The 16244-nt window shown below is 65.0% G+C and carries 15 protein-coding genes; 1 reads left to right on the top strand and 14 read right to left on the bottom strand.

Annotation, left to right across the window (positions count from 1 at the left end; all coding sequences use genetic code 11):
- Positions 1-32: 32 nt before the first annotated feature.
- From recO to MHX52_RS05205, 13 genes are all read right to left on the bottom strand, one after another.
- The gene (gene recO / locus MHX52_RS05145) at positions 33-782 is read right to left on the bottom strand and encodes a DNA repair protein RecO (RefSeq protein ID WP_239316919.1); all 750 of its coding nucleotides are present in this window, start codon (positions 780-782) and stop codon (positions 33-35) included.
- Positions 783-829: 47 nt separating this feature from the next.
- On the bottom strand, positions 830-1213 hold the full coding sequence (locus MHX52_RS05150) for a DUF4282 domain-containing protein (protein ID WP_035005289.1): 384 nt from the start codon (positions 1211-1213) through the stop codon (positions 830-832).
- 3 nt (positions 1214-1216) lie between these two features.
- Positions 1217-1936 (bottom strand): DUF4282 domain-containing protein, encoded by a 720-nt coding sequence (locus MHX52_RS10415; protein ID WP_239316921.1) that lies wholly within the window; start codon positions 1934-1936, stop codon positions 1217-1219.
- 170 nt (positions 1937-2106) lie between these two features.
- Positions 2107-3063 (bottom strand): GTPase Era, encoded by a 957-nt coding sequence (gene era, locus MHX52_RS05160; protein WP_192817226.1) that lies wholly within the window; start codon positions 3061-3063, stop codon positions 2107-2109.
- A 64-nt stretch (positions 3064-3127) separates the two neighbouring features.
- Positions 3128-4495 (bottom strand): hemolysin family protein, encoded by a 1368-nt coding sequence (locus tag MHX52_RS05165; RefSeq protein WP_239316923.1) that lies wholly within the window; start codon positions 4493-4495, stop codon positions 3128-3130.
- Positions 4496-4544: 49 nt separating this feature from the next.
- Positions 4545-5093, bottom strand: coding sequence for an rRNA maturation RNase YbeY (gene ybeY, locus MHX52_RS05170; RefSeq protein ID WP_005296353.1), 549 nt, complete (start codon positions 5091-5093; stop codon positions 4545-4547).
- A 55-nt stretch (positions 5094-5148) separates the two neighbouring features.
- Positions 5149-6144, bottom strand: coding sequence for a PhoH family protein (locus tag MHX52_RS05175; RefSeq protein WP_035005293.1), 996 nt, complete (start codon positions 6142-6144; stop codon positions 5149-5151).
- Between the two features lie 11 nt (positions 6145-6155).
- The gene (locus MHX52_RS05180; protein WP_035005301.1) at positions 6156-6962 is read right to left on the bottom strand and encodes a 16S rRNA (uracil(1498)-N(3))-methyltransferase; all 807 of its coding nucleotides are present in this window, start codon (positions 6960-6962) and stop codon (positions 6156-6158) included.
- A 3-nt stretch (positions 6963-6965) separates the two neighbouring features.
- A complete protein-coding gene (gene dnaJ / locus MHX52_RS05185; RefSeq protein ID WP_011273245.1) occupies positions 6966-8111 on the bottom strand; it encodes a molecular chaperone DnaJ in 1146 nt (381 codons plus the stop codon).
- A gap of 79 nt (positions 8112-8190) precedes the next feature.
- Positions 8191-9216: a heat-inducible transcriptional repressor HrcA gene (hrcA, locus tag MHX52_RS05190; protein WP_239316925.1), complete on the bottom strand. Its 1026-nt coding sequence runs from the start codon at positions 9214-9216 to the stop codon at positions 8191-8193.
- Between the two features lie 54 nt (positions 9217-9270).
- Positions 9271-10536 (bottom strand): radical SAM family heme chaperone HemW, encoded by a 1266-nt coding sequence (gene hemW / locus MHX52_RS05195; protein WP_239316927.1) that lies wholly within the window; start codon positions 10534-10536, stop codon positions 9271-9273.
- A 39-nt stretch (positions 10537-10575) separates the two neighbouring features.
- Positions 10576-11379: a hypothetical protein gene (locus tag MHX52_RS05200; protein ID WP_239316929.1), complete on the bottom strand. Its 804-nt coding sequence runs from the start codon at positions 11377-11379 to the stop codon at positions 10576-10578.
- A 123-nt stretch (positions 11380-11502) separates the two neighbouring features.
- Positions 11503-13341: a long-chain fatty acid--CoA ligase gene (locus tag MHX52_RS05205; protein WP_239316931.1), complete on the bottom strand. Its 1839-nt coding sequence runs from the start codon at positions 13339-13341 to the stop codon at positions 11503-11505.
- Positions 13342-13606: 265 nt separating this feature from the next.
- On the opposite strand from MHX52_RS05205, the gene MHX52_RS05210 reads away from it, so the two are divergent.
- Entirely contained in the window at positions 13607-15775 is a 2169-nt protein-coding gene (locus MHX52_RS05210) for a 4-alpha-glucanotransferase (protein ID WP_239316933.1), read from the top strand.
- Positions 15776-15946: 171 nt separating this feature from the next.
- On the opposite strand, the gene MHX52_RS05215 is transcribed toward MHX52_RS05210, so the two are convergent.
- The gene (locus tag MHX52_RS05215; protein WP_049050220.1) at positions 15947-16192 is read right to left on the bottom strand and encodes a hypothetical protein; all 246 of its coding nucleotides are present in this window, start codon (positions 16190-16192) and stop codon (positions 15947-15949) included.
- Positions 16193-16244 lie beyond the last annotated feature (52 nt).

Here is a 16244-nt window from a genome sequence, read left to right on the forward strand (position 1 = left end):
CGTACTATATTGCCACACCCGCACCACTGCCCCTATAGCGCCGCGTAAGCCGGGCAGCCTACCTCGAGCTGCTGTCGCACGTGTGCCAGTAGCAGGCGGTGCGATTGTGCCGCGATGTCTTGCCTCTGCTGGTCGCGGAGTACTTGGGCTGCTTGTTCGTGACGCCCCTTCTTCAGCAGCCACAGGGCGTGTACCGCCGCCGACGGTGGCGTGAACGCGCCCGGGGGCCTGCACGTCACGCACACCGCACCACCGGCCCCCGGGTGGAACGCCCGGTGGGGGCCGCGCTTGCCGCACTGCGCGCAGTCGACCAGGCTGGGCTCCCAGCCGGCGACTTCCAGGCCATGCAGCACGAACTCGTCGGCCACGCTGACCGGAGGGAGGGCTGAGGTGGTTAGCTGCTGGAGCGCGGCGTCCAAAAGAAAAAAGATCGAGTGCGCCGACGAAGGCTCGGCGGCAAAGACCTGGGCCATCTCCAGCATCGCCGCGCCAGCGTAGAAGCGATCGACATCCGCGACGATCGGCGAGGCGTAGGTGGCGACGGTGGCGGCGTCGGTGACGTTGGCCAGTGAACGGCCAGGATAAATCTGCACGTCAACGCGGGAAAAACGGTCCAGACGGGCACCGAAACGGGAGCGGGTTTTGCGGATGCCCTTGGCTACGGCACGGATCAGGCCATTATCCTTGGTGAGCAAGACGAGGATCAGGTCGGCCTCGCCCAGTTTGTAGGTGCGAAGCACAAAGGCCTCGTCCCGGAAGCTGGGACGAGACCTTCTACTCATAGGCAGCCAGTATAGCGCTTGCTGCAAAGTGATCGGGCTTAGACAAGCTAGGCGGACATACCCCGCTGCTTGATGCGAGCCCACGCGGCGGAAGTACTGGTCAGCGCCGCGAAGACCTCCAGGACAATACGGACGACCGCCAGGTTAACGATCGACTGGAAGATCGAAACCACGGAGGAAATCAGCTTGGCTCCCACGGAATCCCCGCCGCTCAAATCCACCTTCGCATAGGCCTGGCCTTGATCGGAGTAGGACCCATAGGCAGAGAACTCGAGGAAGGAACTATTGGTCCAGGTTCCGATCAAAGAGAACAGCAGGTACAGACCGATCACGATCGTGGCGAGGATGTAAAGCACTCGCAGGAAAGAACGGGTCGTGTACTTCTCAAAGTTAACGTCGAAGAGCCCGGAAAGAAAAGATTCGTTTCCCATCGGCTAGCTCCCGTTGGTCGAGTTACGCGCCTGTCGCTCGTCGATGGACTGCACCGACTGCGCGGTGCGGATGATGGACACAGCGACCTCCAGACCAACGCGGTAGACCGCCAGCCACGCCGCGGCACCGAGGAGCACCAGCGGGATGCCGATGAGCGCCAGGATGATTGCGGAAGCGTCCTGCGCCATCGCCGCAAGCAGGCCGATGATCGCCAGCAGTACGACGAGGCCGACGACGATCATCAGCAGGATGTACAGCACCTTCACCACCGACGGGGTGACGTAGCGGTTAAAGCTGAAGTCGAACAGGGCAGCGAAGAAACCGTCGTTGTCGGTGCCCGTCGTGTTCGCCATCTGCTGGTTCGGGTAAGCCTGGAAACCGGCCGCACCCTGCGGCTGGTTCTGCTGGCCCCAAGGCTCCTGCTGGCCGAACTGGTTCTGGTCGAACTGGTTCGTGTCGTACTGACCCGGCTGGCCGTAGGAGCTCGGCTGGGAGTACTGGTCCTGCTGGCCGAACTGATCCTGGCCGTAGGAACCGTACTGGCCCTGCTGGTCCTGACCGTACTGGCCCTGCTGGTCCTGACCGTACTGGCCGAAGCCCTGGGAGTAGTCCTGCGTCTGGTCCTGTCCGGAACCGTTGTTCAGACCGCCGTTATCGCCAGCACCGTCCGCCGAGTGCTTGCCGGAATCATCGGAACCGTAGGGGTTAGACGGAGTTGTCACTAGTTGCCCTTCCTAGCGGCGCAGACCGTGCGCCTGGTTAGGGGCGCGCCATGCGCCACGAATGTACAAGATCAAGGTCTAGACCAACCTATCGCACTTCACTTCCGTGCACCGGCTCAGCACCAAAAAATCGGTCAAACCCAGTTCAGTCCCAGGTCAAGACCAAGCCGCTAGAACCCCATCCGTCCCAGCTGCTTCGGGTCCGACTGCCAGTTCTTCGCCACCTTAATGTGCACGTCCAGATAGATGTTCTGGTCCAGCATCTTCACGATCTCCAGCCGCGAGCGGTGGACGATGCGCGACAGGCGCCGACCGTCCTTGCCCCGCAGGATCGCCTTCTGGCCTTCGCGCTCCACGTAGATCACCGCGTGCACGTCCAACACGCCCTCGCGCTGCGGGTTCGGCACAACCTCCTCGATCTGCACGGCCACGGAGTGCGGCAGCTCGTCGTGCAGTCCTTCCAGCGCGGCTTCGCGGATCAGCTCGGCCATGCGGGTATCGCGGTCGTCGTCGGTCACGTGGTCGTCCGGGTAGAACTTCGGCCCCTCCGGAAGCTGGTCGCGTAGCACGTCCAGCAGCACGTCCAGCTGCACTTGCTTGGTGGAGGAAACCGGCACCACGTCCGCCCCATCCAGCAGTTCGTGTAGCGCCAGCAGTTGCGCGCCGACCTGGTCCTTGGAGACCTTGTCCAGCTTCGTCACCACACCGATCAGCGGAGTCTTCGGGGCGACAGAACGCACGGCGTCCACAATCCAGCGATCCCCCGGGCCGATCTTCTCGTCCGCGGGCACGCACATGGCGATGACGTCCACATCCGAGTACGTTTCCTTCACCACCTCGTTTAGCCGCTCGCCGAGCAGCGTGCGGGGCCGGTGCAGTCCGGGAGTGTCCACCAGGATGATCTGCGAGTCCTCGCGGTGGACGATGCCGCGGATCGGGTGGCGCGTGGTTTCCGGCTGGTCGGCGGTGATCGCGATCTTCTCCCCCACCAGCGCGTTCGTCAGGGTGGACTTGCCGGTGTTGGGGCGGCCGACAAAGCTGACGAACCCGGAGCGGAAGCCCTCGGGTGCGCGGTATTCCTCCGGCACTTCCATCTCTTCGGGCGCCACGCCCGCCCCTTCGGGCATTCCCGCGCCCGGGTCGAAGGGGTCTTCGGGGATATAAGGATCGTTCATGGTCATCAAGTATCCCTTATTGCTGTTCTTTATTGCCAGCGGCTTTATCTTGTTCCGCCGCCTCACCATCGCGGCTGGCATCACCAGTGCCTTCAGGCTGCTGCTCGCGGGTCACCACGGCGGTACGGATCTTCACGCGCCCACGGCGGTCGCGCCCGCCCTCGTAACGGACATGCAGACCGGCTGTGGAAATCTCCGCGCCCGGGATCGGCACCCTGCCCAGTTCGAAGGCCCCAAGGCCGTAGACGGTATCCACTTCCTCGTGCTGCGCCTCGCTGAATTCTACGTCCTCGAAAAGCTCCTCGAGTTCCTCCAGCGACAGGCGCGCCTGCACCCGGTAGCTGCCGTCCTCCAGCGGCTCGATCGGCGCTTGCTCCGACGTATCGTATTCGTCGGTGATCTCGCCGACGATCTCCTCCAGGATGTCCTCAATAGAGATCAACCCCGCCACGGCACCGTATTCGTCGATGAGCATGGCGATGTGGATCTGGTCGCGCTGCATGTCCTCCAGCAGGTCGTCCAGCTTCTTCGAGTCCGGCGCGAACACGGCAGGCCGCATGCAGTCGCGCACGCGGATGGAGCTGCCGCCGTCGGTCATGTGATAGGTCTCTGCGATGAGGTCTTTGAGGTAAATGACGCCCACAATGTCGTCCACGTCATCGCCCACCACGGGCAGGCGGGAAAGACCGGTGCGCACACACAGGCTGGTGGCTTGGCCGGCGGTCTTGTCGGCCTCGATCCACACCATCTCTGGCCGCGGCACCATCACGGAGCGCGCCGAGGTGTTGGCAAGGTCGAATACGGATTGGATCATCCGGCGCTCGTCCATCTCCACCACGCCGCGTTCGGAGGCGATGTCCACCATCTCGCGCAGCTCGATTTCGGAGGCAAAGGGGCCGTTGCGGAAACCCCGGCCGGGGGTCAGCACGTTACCCGCGCCGACCAGCAGCTTGGCGATGGGGCCCAGTAGCTTGGATAGGCCCAGCAGGATCGGGGCAGTCGCCAGGCTAATGGTGTACGGGTTCTGCCGGCCGAGCGTGCGGGAGAGCACGCCGATCAGGATGAATGTCAGCAGCGTGACGATCACGATGGCGGTGGCGAAAGCCCAGCCGCGCGAGCCCATCAGCTCCACACACGCGGCGGCGGCCAGCACCGCGCCGGAGACCTCGCAGATGGTGCGGAGCAGCACCAACAGGTTAATGTGGCCAGCCCGCCCCTCGAGCACCCGCTCCAGCCGGGCCGCGCCCGGGCGATCCTCCTTCACCAGGTTCTCCACCCGCGCCGCGGAGAGCGAGGACACTGCCGTTTCCACCAGCGACAGCACACCTCCGAGGAAGAGCGCAAGGATCGCGAACGGGATGGATAAGGGGATGTCGATCGTCATCTTTCGAAGCTTCTAGGTCTTCCTGAGTTTGAGTGGGGTCTAGTGGGTTCTAGTTCTGGGTATCGTCGCGGTCCGCGGCGCTGGGGAAGGCCCCGGCGCCGGTTGGCTTCGGGGCGAAGCTCACGCCGCGCTCCTCCTGGGAGTCGTACCAGTTCGCCAGGATCTCATTCTGCAGGGCGAACATCTTCTGCTCGTCCTCCGGGGTGACGTGGTCGAAGCCCAGCAGGTGCAGCACCCCGTGGACGGTCAGCAGGTCGAGCTCGTGAGCCAGGGAGTGGCCCGCACGGGTCGCCTGCCCTTCGGCAAAGTCGGGGCACAGCATGATGTCACCCAGCATCGCCGGGGAGGGCTCCGCCGCATCCTTGCGGCCCCAACCTGGCGTCAATTCGTCCATAGGAAAGCTCATCACATCGGTAGGGCCGGGCAGATCCATCCACCTAACGTGCAGGTCCTCGATGGTTTCCAGGTCCACAATGTGGATAGATAGTTCGGCGGCCGGGTGGACGTCGAGGGTCCACAGGGCGTAGCGGGCGACGTCGATCAACTCTTCCTCGTTGACCTCGCCGCGGCCGGATTCGTTAAAAACTTCGATGCTCATTGGGTGCTTGCCTTTGGTAGTTCGTGCTTGCCGCTAGATTTCCGCTAGATTTCCGTTAGATTTCATTGTCCAGCTCGTAGGTGCCATAGGCCTCCACGATCTTGGAGACCAGCCGGTGGCGCACCACGTCGTCGGAATCCAAGTTGATGATCGACACGCCATCCACGCCCTGCAGAACCTGACGGGCAACCTTCAGGCCGGACTCCTGACGGTTCGGCAGATCCACCTGGCTCAGGTCGCCGGTGACCACCATCTTGGAGCCAAAGCCCAGGCGGGTGAGGAACATCTTCATCTGCGCCGGGGTGGTGTTCTGCGCCTCGTCCAGCACCACGAAGGAATCATTAAGCGTGCGGCCGCGCATGTAGGCCAGAGGCGCGACCTCGATCACGCCGGTATCCATCAGCCGGGGAATCGTCTCCGGATCCACCATCTCCCGCAGCGCATCGTGCAGCGGGCGCAAGTAGGGGTCGATCTTGTCGCTGAGCGTGCCGGGCAGAAAGCCCAGCTTCTCCCCCGCCTCCACTGCCGGGCGGGTAAGGATGATGCGATTGACGTCCTTGGCCTGCAGGGCCTGCACGGCCTTGGCCATCGCTAGATACGTCTTACCCGTACCGGCCGGGCCGATGCCGAATACGATCGCGTCCTCGTCGATGGCCTCCACGTACTCCTGCTGGCCAGGCGTCTTCGGGCGTACCGTCTTGCCACGGTAGGAGACGATGGGTGCGGAATCGCTGCTGGAAACCAGCGCCGGGGCTTGCTCCTCCACCAGGGTGATCGCGCGCTTCGTGGCGGCCGGATCCACCGCATGGCCGCGGCTGACCAGGTTAATCATCTCCTGCAACACCCGGCGCGCCTGGGAGACCTCAGAGGCCTCGCCGCGGATCGTCACGCGGTTGCCGCGGGTCAGGATGTCCGCATCGAAGGCGTGCTCCAGCACCCGCAGGTTCTCATCTGCCGGGCCGGCGACGGCCAGAACCGATTCCGGGTCGAGCTCCACGGTAGAGCTGGCTACGCGGGGGCGCGGTGACCTAGCGGAGTTGGGTGACGTCATGTGTACCGATCCTACCGCCAACGGTCCGTGACAGCGCCGATGGCTCCCAGCGCAACAGCGGCGGCTGTGGCGGTGCGCAAAACCTCCGGCCCCAGGCGGACGGGGGTGGCTCCCAGCTGCTCGAACTCGGCGAGTTCCTCCGGGCTGATACCGCCCTCGGGGCCGACGACAAGGGCGATCTCGGTGGCGCCCGCGTCACTGGCCGCGTCACTGGCTGCGGCGCTGGCACTGCCTACTGCCGCAGTGACGACCGCGGGCAGCGGCTCGGTGGCCTCCTCGTGCAGCACCAGCACGCGGACGGCGCCGGTGCCGCTCGCAGCGGTGCCGGCCTCCCCCAGCCCCAGCACCCGCGCCAGCTCCTGCGGGCTACGCACCAGCTGGGTAACCTCCGGGATCTGTAAACGCCGGGACTGCTTGGCGGCCGCCCGGGCGGCGTTCTCCCACTTCGCGTGCGCCTTGGCCTCCTTGCCATCCCACTTAGCGATAGCCCTGCGGGCAGCCCACGGCACAATCCGATCTGCGCCCGCCTGCACCGCCAGATCCACGGCTAGCTCCGCCCTATCGGACTTTGGGATCGCCTGCACCACCGTCACCCGAGGGTTCGGGGTGGGTAGCTCGAGAATGTCGGCGACCTCCACGGTGGCGTCACCAAGAAAAGAACCTTGCACGGCGCGCGCAGCGCCATCGGTGACGACCAACCCCTCGCCCACCTCGAGGCGCTTGACGGAGGCGTGCTTGGCCTCCGCGCCGGTCAGGCGGAAACGATCCCCGACGGCGACCGGCTCGGGGATGGGGTGGATGAACACCGGATCCGTCATGGGTTAGCGGCCAAACTTCGAGCGCAGGCGGGAGAAGAAGCCGCTGTGGGACTCGTCCTTCGAGGCCACGCCCGCGTTCTGGGAGCTGGCCTCTCGCAGCTTCTCCAGCAGGTCGCGCTGCTTGTGGTTGAGGTCGGTGGGGATCATGACCTCCACGTGGGCGATCAGGGAACCGTGGCCCTCGCGGCGCAGGTGCGGCATGCCCTTTTCGGACAGGCGAATGGTGGCATCCGGCTGGGTGCCCGGCGCGATGTCCACGGTGGCGATGGAATCGTCCAGCAGCTTGACCTCCACGGAGGTACCCAGGGCCGCGTCTACCGCCGGCACCTGCAGGTTCACGTGCAGGTCGTCGGACTCGCGGATGAAGTACGGGTGCTCGGTGGTGTGCACCTCCACGTACAGGTCGCCAGCCGGGCCGCCGCCCGGGCCGACCTCGCCCTTGCCGCTCATGCGCAGGCGCATGCCGTCGGAAATGCCGGCGGGAATGGAAACCTTGAGGGTCTGGCGGTCGCGCACGCGCCCGTCGCCCGCGCAGTTCTCACACGGGTCCTCGATAACCTCGCCGGTGCCCGCACAGCGGTGGCAGGCGCGGCGCACCTGCACGCGGCCCAGCATGGAATTCTGCAACTCCATGACTTCGCCCGCGCCCTGACAGGTCGGGCAGGTCACCGGCGCGGCCTTGGAGGCCGAGCCCGAGCCGTCGCACACGTCGCACAGCACGGCGGTTTCCACGGTGATCTCGCGGTCGATGCCCGCGTAGACCTCCTCCAGCGTGGCCTCCAGGTGCACCAGCGCATCGTTGCCGCGGCGCACGCGGGACTCGCGCGGGCCGCGTGCCCCGCCGCCACCGCCGAAGAATGCGTCGAAGATGTCGCCCAGGCCGCCGCCGGAGAAGCCTCCGAATCCACCGGCTCCCGGCTGGCCGAAGCCCTGCTCCTCCGGGTCGCCACCAGCGTCCACGATCTGGCGCTTCTGCGGGTCCGTCAGCACCTCCTGGGCCAGGGAGGCTTCGCGGAACTTCTCCGCAGCCTCCTCGGAAGGGTTGACGTCCGGGTGGTACTTGCGCGCCAGGCGGCGGTACGCCTTCTTAATTTCGGCGTCCGTAGCGTCGCGATCCACACCGAGGATTCCGTAATAGTCTCGAGCCACGTTCAGCGGGTCCTTTTCACGTCTATCTTGAGTTGCTTGCAGTCTTTAGTGCTTAACCAACTGCACTATCCTACTATTCCTACTCTTCGCTCAAAATCCGCGAGACATAGTGCGCCACGGCGGTCACAGAGGAAATGGTGCCGGAGTAGTCCAGGTGGGTTGGCCCCACCACTCCCATTCCGCCGAGCACCGCGTTGGCGTTGCCGTAGCCGGTGGATACGACGGATGCGCCGCGCAGCTCCTCGTCTTCGTTCTCCTCGCCGATGCTCACCTGCACCTGCAGGTCGCGCACGCTATTCAGCAGCTTCAGCACCACCACCTGCTCTTCCAGGGCCTCCACCACGGGGCTGAGTTCGCTGGTGCGCATCAGATTGGGCGTGCCCGCCAGGATCAGCCGGTCGTTCGGGCGCTCCAGCAGAGTCTCCACCAGCACGGTCGTCACCACGAGTGCCACGTCGCGCAGTTCCTCGGGCATACTGTTGCCCTTGGCCTCGTTGGCCAGGGCGGCGATGTTCGTGCATGCGTCGTCCAGGGTGCGCCCCACCATCGCGGAATTCACCAGGTCGCGCAGCCGCGGCAGGTCGTCGTCGCTGATCGGCTGGCCTAGATCCACGTTGCGCTGGTCCACGCGCCCGGTGTCGGTGATCAGCACCAGCAGGATGCGGTGGCTGCCCAACTTCACCAGCTCGCAGTGCTTCACCCGCCCGCGCCGCAGGTCCGGCATCTGCACCACGGCCACCTGGCGGGTCAGCTGGGATAGCAGCTGCACGCTGCGGCGCAGCACGTCCTCTAGGTCCACGCCGTGTTCCAGGAAGTCCAGAATCGCGCGGCGCTCCGGGGTGCTCAGCGGCTTGACCTCGTGGATGCCGTCCACGAAGCGGCGGTAGCCCTTCACCGTGGGGATGCGCCCGGAGGAGGCGTGCTGTTGGGTGATGTACCCCTCGGCTTCCAGCACCGCCATGTCGTTGCGGATCGTCGCGGAGGAAACGCCCAGCTGGTGTTTATCCACCAGCATCTTCGAGCCCACCGGTTCGTGCGAGGCGATGAAATCACTGACGATCGCCCGCAGCACCTGGTTCCTTCTGTGTTCAGTTCCGCTCGACAAATCCTTCACTCCTCGCGTGAGTCCGATTAGCCTCAATTAGCTCTCGATTGGCCCTTAAAGCCCGAGCGCCAACACGATGTCCGTGACGATCCCGTCGGCCAGGTAGCGCCCTTTATCCGTCAATCTTAGGCGCTCGCCGCGTTTATCCAGCAGCCCCAGGCCTGTGTAACGCTCGATCACCTGCCCCAGCTCGGCGTTCCGGACGGTATTAGCACTGTTCGCGCCGTCGCTTCCGCCCGCCAGCTCCGCCAGGTCCAGCCCCTCGGCCAGCCGCAGCCGCAGCATCACCTGTTCTGTGCGCAGGTCGTCGTTGCTTAAGCGCTCGGTCGTCACCACCGACCCTGGCACGGGTAGGCCGTCCTTTCCTATTGACGCCCCTTCGGCCTCCCCCAGCAGACCATTCCAATAGGTCCTTGGACGCTTCGCATTCACCAGCCTCACCAGGCCTGATTCGCTGTGGCCTTCCCCGCGCAGCCGTACGCATCCGTGGGCGCCGGGGCCTGCGCCCCACCACTGCCCGGAGCGCCAATAGATCAGGTTGTGCTGGCATTCGCCGCCGGGTTTGGCCCAGTTAGAGACCTCGTACCAGCGAAAACCGGCCTGGCGCAGGCGGGCGTCGATGGCGTCATAACGATCCGCCAGAGTGTCCTCGTCCGGGGCGGGCAGCTCCCCGCGTCGCACCTTGCGTGCCATGGCCGTACCGTCCTCGACGATCAGGGAGTAGGCGGAGACGTGGTCGACGTCCGCCTCCAGTACCGCATCGAGGGTGCGCCGCAGGTCGTCATCGGTCTCGGTGGGAGTGCCGTAGATGACATCCAGGTTGATGTGCTCAAAACCGGCCCGCTTGGCCTCGCGGGTGGCCTCGATCGGGCGGCCCGGGGTGTGCTGGCGCTCCAGCACCTTCAGCACGTGCCCCATCGCGGACTGCATGCCTAAGGAGATGCGGTTAAAACCCGCCTCGCGCAGGCCTGCGAAGAACTCCGGGCTGGTGGACTCCGGGTTCGCCTCGGTGGTGACCTCTGCATCGGCTGCGATCCCCACGGTGCGACGCGCAGCGTTCAGCGCCCGGGCCAGCCCCTCGTGGCCCAGCATGGAGGGCGTGCCACCGCCGAAGAAGACGGTCTGCACCTCGCCGGGGTAATCCCACACCTCGGCTGCGACCTCTAGCTCGCGTTCCAGGGCATCCAGGTAGCCGGGGATGGTGTTGCCCTCTGCAGCGCCGCCGTCGGCCGCGCTGAGCTCCTGCGGGGTGTAGGTGTTGAAATCGCAGTAGCCACAGCGGGTGGAGCAAAAGGGAACGTGGATATAAAGGCCATGCATACTACGTGCATAGTACTAGTAGTGCTGGCAGTACTGGCACTAGACAGCAGTGCCGCGCTTGCGTCGCTGCAGGCGGCCGACGATCTCCTCCACCCGGGCGCGCTCTGCCAGGAACTCCGGCGGTGCCTCACCACGCATGCCCGCGGCCAGCTCCGGTTGGCGGGCGATAACCTCCCGCCAGTGGCCCACCAGCTCGATGGCGCGCTGCTCGGCCTTCACGTATGCCTGCGGCAGCAGCACGGACTGGGATTCCAGGGCGCACTGCGTCTGGTTGATCACCCAGTCCTCCACCTCGCGCAGGTCCGCGCGGATACGCTCGGCCTGCTCGCGCAGCCACATGCGCCAGGAGGCCGTGGAGGCCATCGTCGCCGGCGCGTGCTCGGCGGAAGTATCAGCGAACTCCGCGCCACGGGCACTGCGCGGGTCGCTGGTGCCGACGGCGGTTGGGGTGGTGGCGTCAGAAAGAGAACGGCGAGCGGACGCACCGGGCTTCCTGTGCATAAAGCTCAAGGTGCGGCCGGGGTGCGGGTAGTCGCTGCCGCGCGCAACGCTGCCGCCGAGGGCGCGAGGGGTGCGCGAGGGAGTCACGCCCGACATGCTTCCGGCGCGCACGCCGGAGACGAAAGCCTGGCGCAGACCGTTGAGCTCAGACAGGCCGGGGCGCACCTCAGCGCGGCCTTCCGCGACGATTTCCGCCAGCTCCAGCAGGCAGTCTTCCACCAGGTCGGCATCCCAATCAGCGATGGCCTGAGAGACGTGGTTGATGTAATCGGCGATCTCGTCGCCGATGTCGTAGATATTTTGGGTGAGCTCGCGAACGCGCAGGGCAGCATCGTAGTGCACGCGTTCTCCTCTCCCCTGGGCCCGTCACAGCCCATGTGTTGGTTGATACCGCAGACAACTCTAAAACAAGAACACCGGTCACGCGCGGAGGCGTGGCCGGTGTCGCGGAGCGGATTTCTTAACTTACTTTGAGTTGTAGATCCAGGCGATATCGTCGGCGAAGTTCTTCGCCACGACGAAGCGCTTCAGCTTCAGCGACGGGGTAACCTCGTCGTTCTCCTCAGTGAAGTCGCGGTGGACGATACGGAACTTCTTGATGCCCTCAGCGTGGGAGACCGTGGCGTTGGCCTCGTTGATCGCATCCTGAATCTCGGAGCGCAGGACCGGGTTTTTCGCCAGCTCGCGGATGGAAACATTCTCGGCGATGCCGTTGTTCTCCTTCCACTTCTTGGCAGCCTCCTCGTCCAGGGAGATCAAGGCGCCGACGAACTTCTGATCGTCTCCAACGACCATGGCCTGGGAGATCAGAGGAGCGGAGCGCAGGATGTCCTCCATCGGGCCAGGCGACACGTTCTTACCACCGGCGGTGACGATGATTTCCTTCTTGCGGCCAGTGATCTTCAGGTGGCCGGTGGGCAACAACTTGCCCAGGTCGCCCGTACGGTAGAAGCCGTCCTCAGTGAAGGATTCCGCAGTAGCTTCCTCGTTCTCCCAGTAGCCGGCGAAGACCATGTCGCCCTTCAGCAGGATCTCGCCGTCATCGGCGATCTTGACGGTGATGCCACCCAGCGGGCGGCCGACGGTGCCGATAATGTTGTCCGGGGCGAAGTTAGTGCAGGCTGCGGCGGTGCACTCGGTCAGGCCGTAACCCTCGTACAGAGTCACACCCACGCCACGGAAGAAGTGCATGAGCTCCGGGTTCAGTGCGGAACCGCCGGAGATCGCGTAATCCAGCTCGCCACCCATAGCCTCGCGCACCTTGGAGTAGACCAGCTTGTCACCGATGGCGCGGTCGATCTTCTGCTTCAGCGATGGCCCCTCGTCGGTATCGAGAGCCTTCGAGTAGTCGACTGCGGCGCGCTCTGCGAAGTTGAAGATCTTGGCCTTGACGCCACCGCCCTCCGTGGCCTTGGACTTCACACCCGCGTGAACCTTCTCAAAGATGCGCGGAACAGAGCAGATCAGGTTCGGCTTGGTGCGCTGGAACTCAGCAACCAGGGTGCTCATGTCGCTCCAGTGGGTCTGGGTAGCGCCACCGACGGTGGCAGCGTGAGCCATCGCGCGGGAGAACACGTGCGCCAGCGGCAGGAACGTCAGCTTGCGGTAACCGAAAGCAGCGGCGCGGCCGACCGGGTGGGTCAGGATGGCACGGGCCTCAGCCAGCCAATTGTGGTGGGTCAGCTTGCAGCCCTTTGGACGGCCGGTGGTGCCGGAGGTGTAAACGATGGAGGCAACGTCATCGTGGCGGGTGTTGGCGATGCGCTCTTCCAGGACGTCCTGCCCGATGCCAGCTTCCTGGCCGTCGTTAACCAGGATGTCAATGGCACCGCTGTTGATCTCCAGCACGCGCTTGAGGTGCGCGGAGTTATCGCCCTCCGGGCGGTCGCCTTCCTTCACAAAGGTCTTCAGGCGGGTGGTGTGGCCGGACTTTTCAGCGATGGCCAGCTTCGCGCCGGAGTTGCCCACGATCCACTCACACTGGGAGGTGGAGGAGGATGGGTAGATCGGCACGGTGATGCCGCCGGCAGCCCAGATGCCGTAGTCCAGCACAGTCCACTCGTAGCGAGTGTCGGACATGATGACCACGCGGTCGCCCTGCTCGATACCGTTGGCAACCAGGCCCTTGGCTACTGCGTAAACGTCGTCCAGGAACTGGGAGACGGTGACGTCCACCCAGTCGAAGTTCTTCGGACGCTTAAACAGCACCCCGTCTGGGGATTCGGCGCCGAGGTCACGGACTGCCGTTAGGCAGGTCTCGTGCTCGTCGATCGTGTATAGGGCTTCAGAGGTGTACTCCGTCATGCTGCTCCCTTTGTTCATGTCCTGACAGTTGCCTGACCTGGGTTTTTACGTGAATAACGGGCGCAATTTCGGTCGTTGCGCCCGCAGCCTCAACGTGACTTATACTTCTACAACCATATATGAGTGGCGTGAATCACGTCGAACCTTCGGCAAAATTCCCCACACCCGCTGCTGCGGCCTTCTCCCCACTATCTCCCCGCTGTCCCGCTCGCCCCTTTTTTGCAAAAGGCTGGAAAAGTGGAAGATGCGCCCGGTGCCCTGCACAATGGCAGTTGTGACTAGCTCTGTGGAATCCGGCGGCGCAAATGCCTCCGATGTCAATGCAATCCTCAACGAATTGGCCACCGAGTGCGGCGTGGCCACCTGGTACACCGGCCAGAACGGCCAAAGGGTAGAGGTCCAAAGCAGCACCGTGCTCTTCGCACTCCGCGAGCTGGGTCTGGATCTGCCCGAGGACCCCGACGCCCTCACCGAAGAGATTGCACAGGCGGCCATCGAGGACCTGCTACGCGCCCGCTATAGCCGCATGCTGCCTCCCACCGTCACCGCCATCGCCGACCGCCCCCGCACCTTGCATGTCCACTGCATCGACGGCGAATCCCTGCAGGTGCAAGTCCGCACCGAAGACGGCGAGACCATCCCCCTCGAACAGCTCAATGAATGGGTCGATCCCATCACCGTCGGCGCTGAAGCCGCCGCCACCACTTTCGGCACCGCCACATTCCAGCTTCCCGCACTGCCCGCGGGCTGGCACCAGCTCGAGGCCCGTGCCGATTCCACGGAGGCTACTTCTACCCTGCTGGTTTCCCCCCAAGCCCTGGAACTACCGGATGCCCCGCGCACCGGAGTAATGGCGCAGCTGTACTCCCTGCGCGACCGCGACGCTTGGGGCATCGGCGACTACGGCACCCTCGAGGTCTTGAGCGACTCCCTCCAGAAACTCGGCGGGGCGGACTTCGTGCTGGTAAACCCCATGCACGCAGCGGAGGCCGCTCCCCCGGTGGAGGATTCCCCCTACCTGCCGACCACCCGCCGGTACACCAACCCCATCTACATCCGGGTGGAGAACACTCCTGAGTACGCCGCACACCCCGAGCTGCACGCGGAGATCGAGCAGCTCGCCGCCCCGCTGAAGAAGCGCAATCACACGGCTGACCTGTTGGAGCGGGACCCCGTGGTGGCGTCCAAAATCAAGGCCCTACACCTGCTGTACGCCGCAGGGATCGGCGACGAGCGCGCGGAGCAGCTGCGTGCCTTCCGCGAGCGCGAGGGCGAGGGGCTGGTGGGCTTCACCGAATGGTGCGAGCGCGCAGCCAACGATCCGGCGCTGACCAGCGACTTTTACGCCTGGATGCAGATGGTTTGCCAGGAGCAGGAACTGCATGCGCAGAACACCCTAACCGAACACATGAGTATCGGACTGATGGCCGACCTGGCCGTGGGCGTGCACCCCGGCGGCGCAGACGCGCAGACTCTGGCCGACGTGCTGGCTCCCGGAGCCAGCGTGGGCGCCCCGCCGGATGGCTACAACCAGCAGGGCCAGGACTGGTCGCAGCCGCCGTGGCACCCCTGGAAGCTGGCCGAAGAAGGCTACCGTCCGTGGCGCGACATGCTGCGAACGATCCTGCGCACCGCCGGCGGCATCCGCATCGACCACGTGCTGGGGCTGTTCCGCCTGTGGTGGATACCGCGCATGGAATCCCCCACCCTGGGCACGTACGTCACCTACGACCACGAGGCGCTGGTCGGTGCGCTAGTGCTGGAGGCTCACCGCGCCGGTGCCGTAGTGGTCGGCGAGGACCTGGGCACCTTCGAGCCGTGGGTGCAGGATTACCTGGCCAGCCGCGGCGTAATGGGGACCTCGATCGTGTGGTTTGAGGGCGACGCCAACGGGGCGAAACCGCCGGAGGCCTACCGCCGTACCTGCCTGACCTCCGTGACCACACACGACCTGCCCCCGACCGCCAGCTACCTGCGCGGCGGGCACATCGACCTGCGCGAGGAGCTGGGAGTGCTGACCCGCAGCTCGGACGACGAGTTCGCCGAGGATGCCAACTGGCAGGTCGACGTGCTGGGCACCATCGCCCGCCACGGTGGCTTCCGCGGAATGGACTGCGAGGGCTACTTCCTTAACGACCTGCGCCAGGAACTGGACAATCCGCGGCACGGGCGCGAGCGCCGCCCGGATGTCTCGTACATCCTGCGCGCCATGCACCGCTACATTGCGCAGACACCGTCGCTGCTACGCTGCGCCGCGCTGGTGGATCTGGTGGGAGACCTGCGGGCGCAGAACCAGCCGGGCACCACGCAGGACCTGTACCCGAACTGGCGCGTACCGCTGTGTGACGGCGCGGGCAACCCAGTGCTGGTGGAGGATCTGGCGAACATGCCACTGGCTCGCGACGTGCTGGCCGCCACCCGCGGCGAGGGCTAGCAGCGCGCTCGCTGGGAGCGCGCTGGGCTAGAAGACGCTGGTGGCCAGCCAGGCCACGAGCAGCAGAACCAGCAGCAGGGCCAACGCCTGGCGCACCTTGGAGTGGTGTTTCATCGGCTGCTAGTCCTCTCCGTCTCTTCTGTCTCTGTTTCTGACCACTTCTGGTCCGTCTTAGCGCTTCTGGTCGTCTCCGGCGCTGCGCTTAGCGTCGCCGTCTAACGGCACCGAGCTGCGGCTCGCGAACATCTCGTGCAGCGAAAGCGCCCCGTGCACGCGCTGTTCCTCCGCGCTGGCGGGGAAAATCCGCAGCGCAATCACCTGCCATACTAAGGCCAACACGGTGCAAACCACGAATAGGGCGAGGAACACCAGCGGGGTTTGGATCCACACCGGCGCGTTGATCAGCCATTCCATCATTGGTGGCGCTCACCCTTTCTGATTCCCTGTTTCTCTGTTGGTCTTCTGTATT

The sequence above is a fragment of the Corynebacterium sp. ACRQJ genome (assembly GCF_022346045.1).
Taxonomy (GTDB): Bacteria; Actinomycetota; Actinomycetes; order Mycobacteriales; family Mycobacteriaceae; genus Corynebacterium; species Corynebacterium evansiae.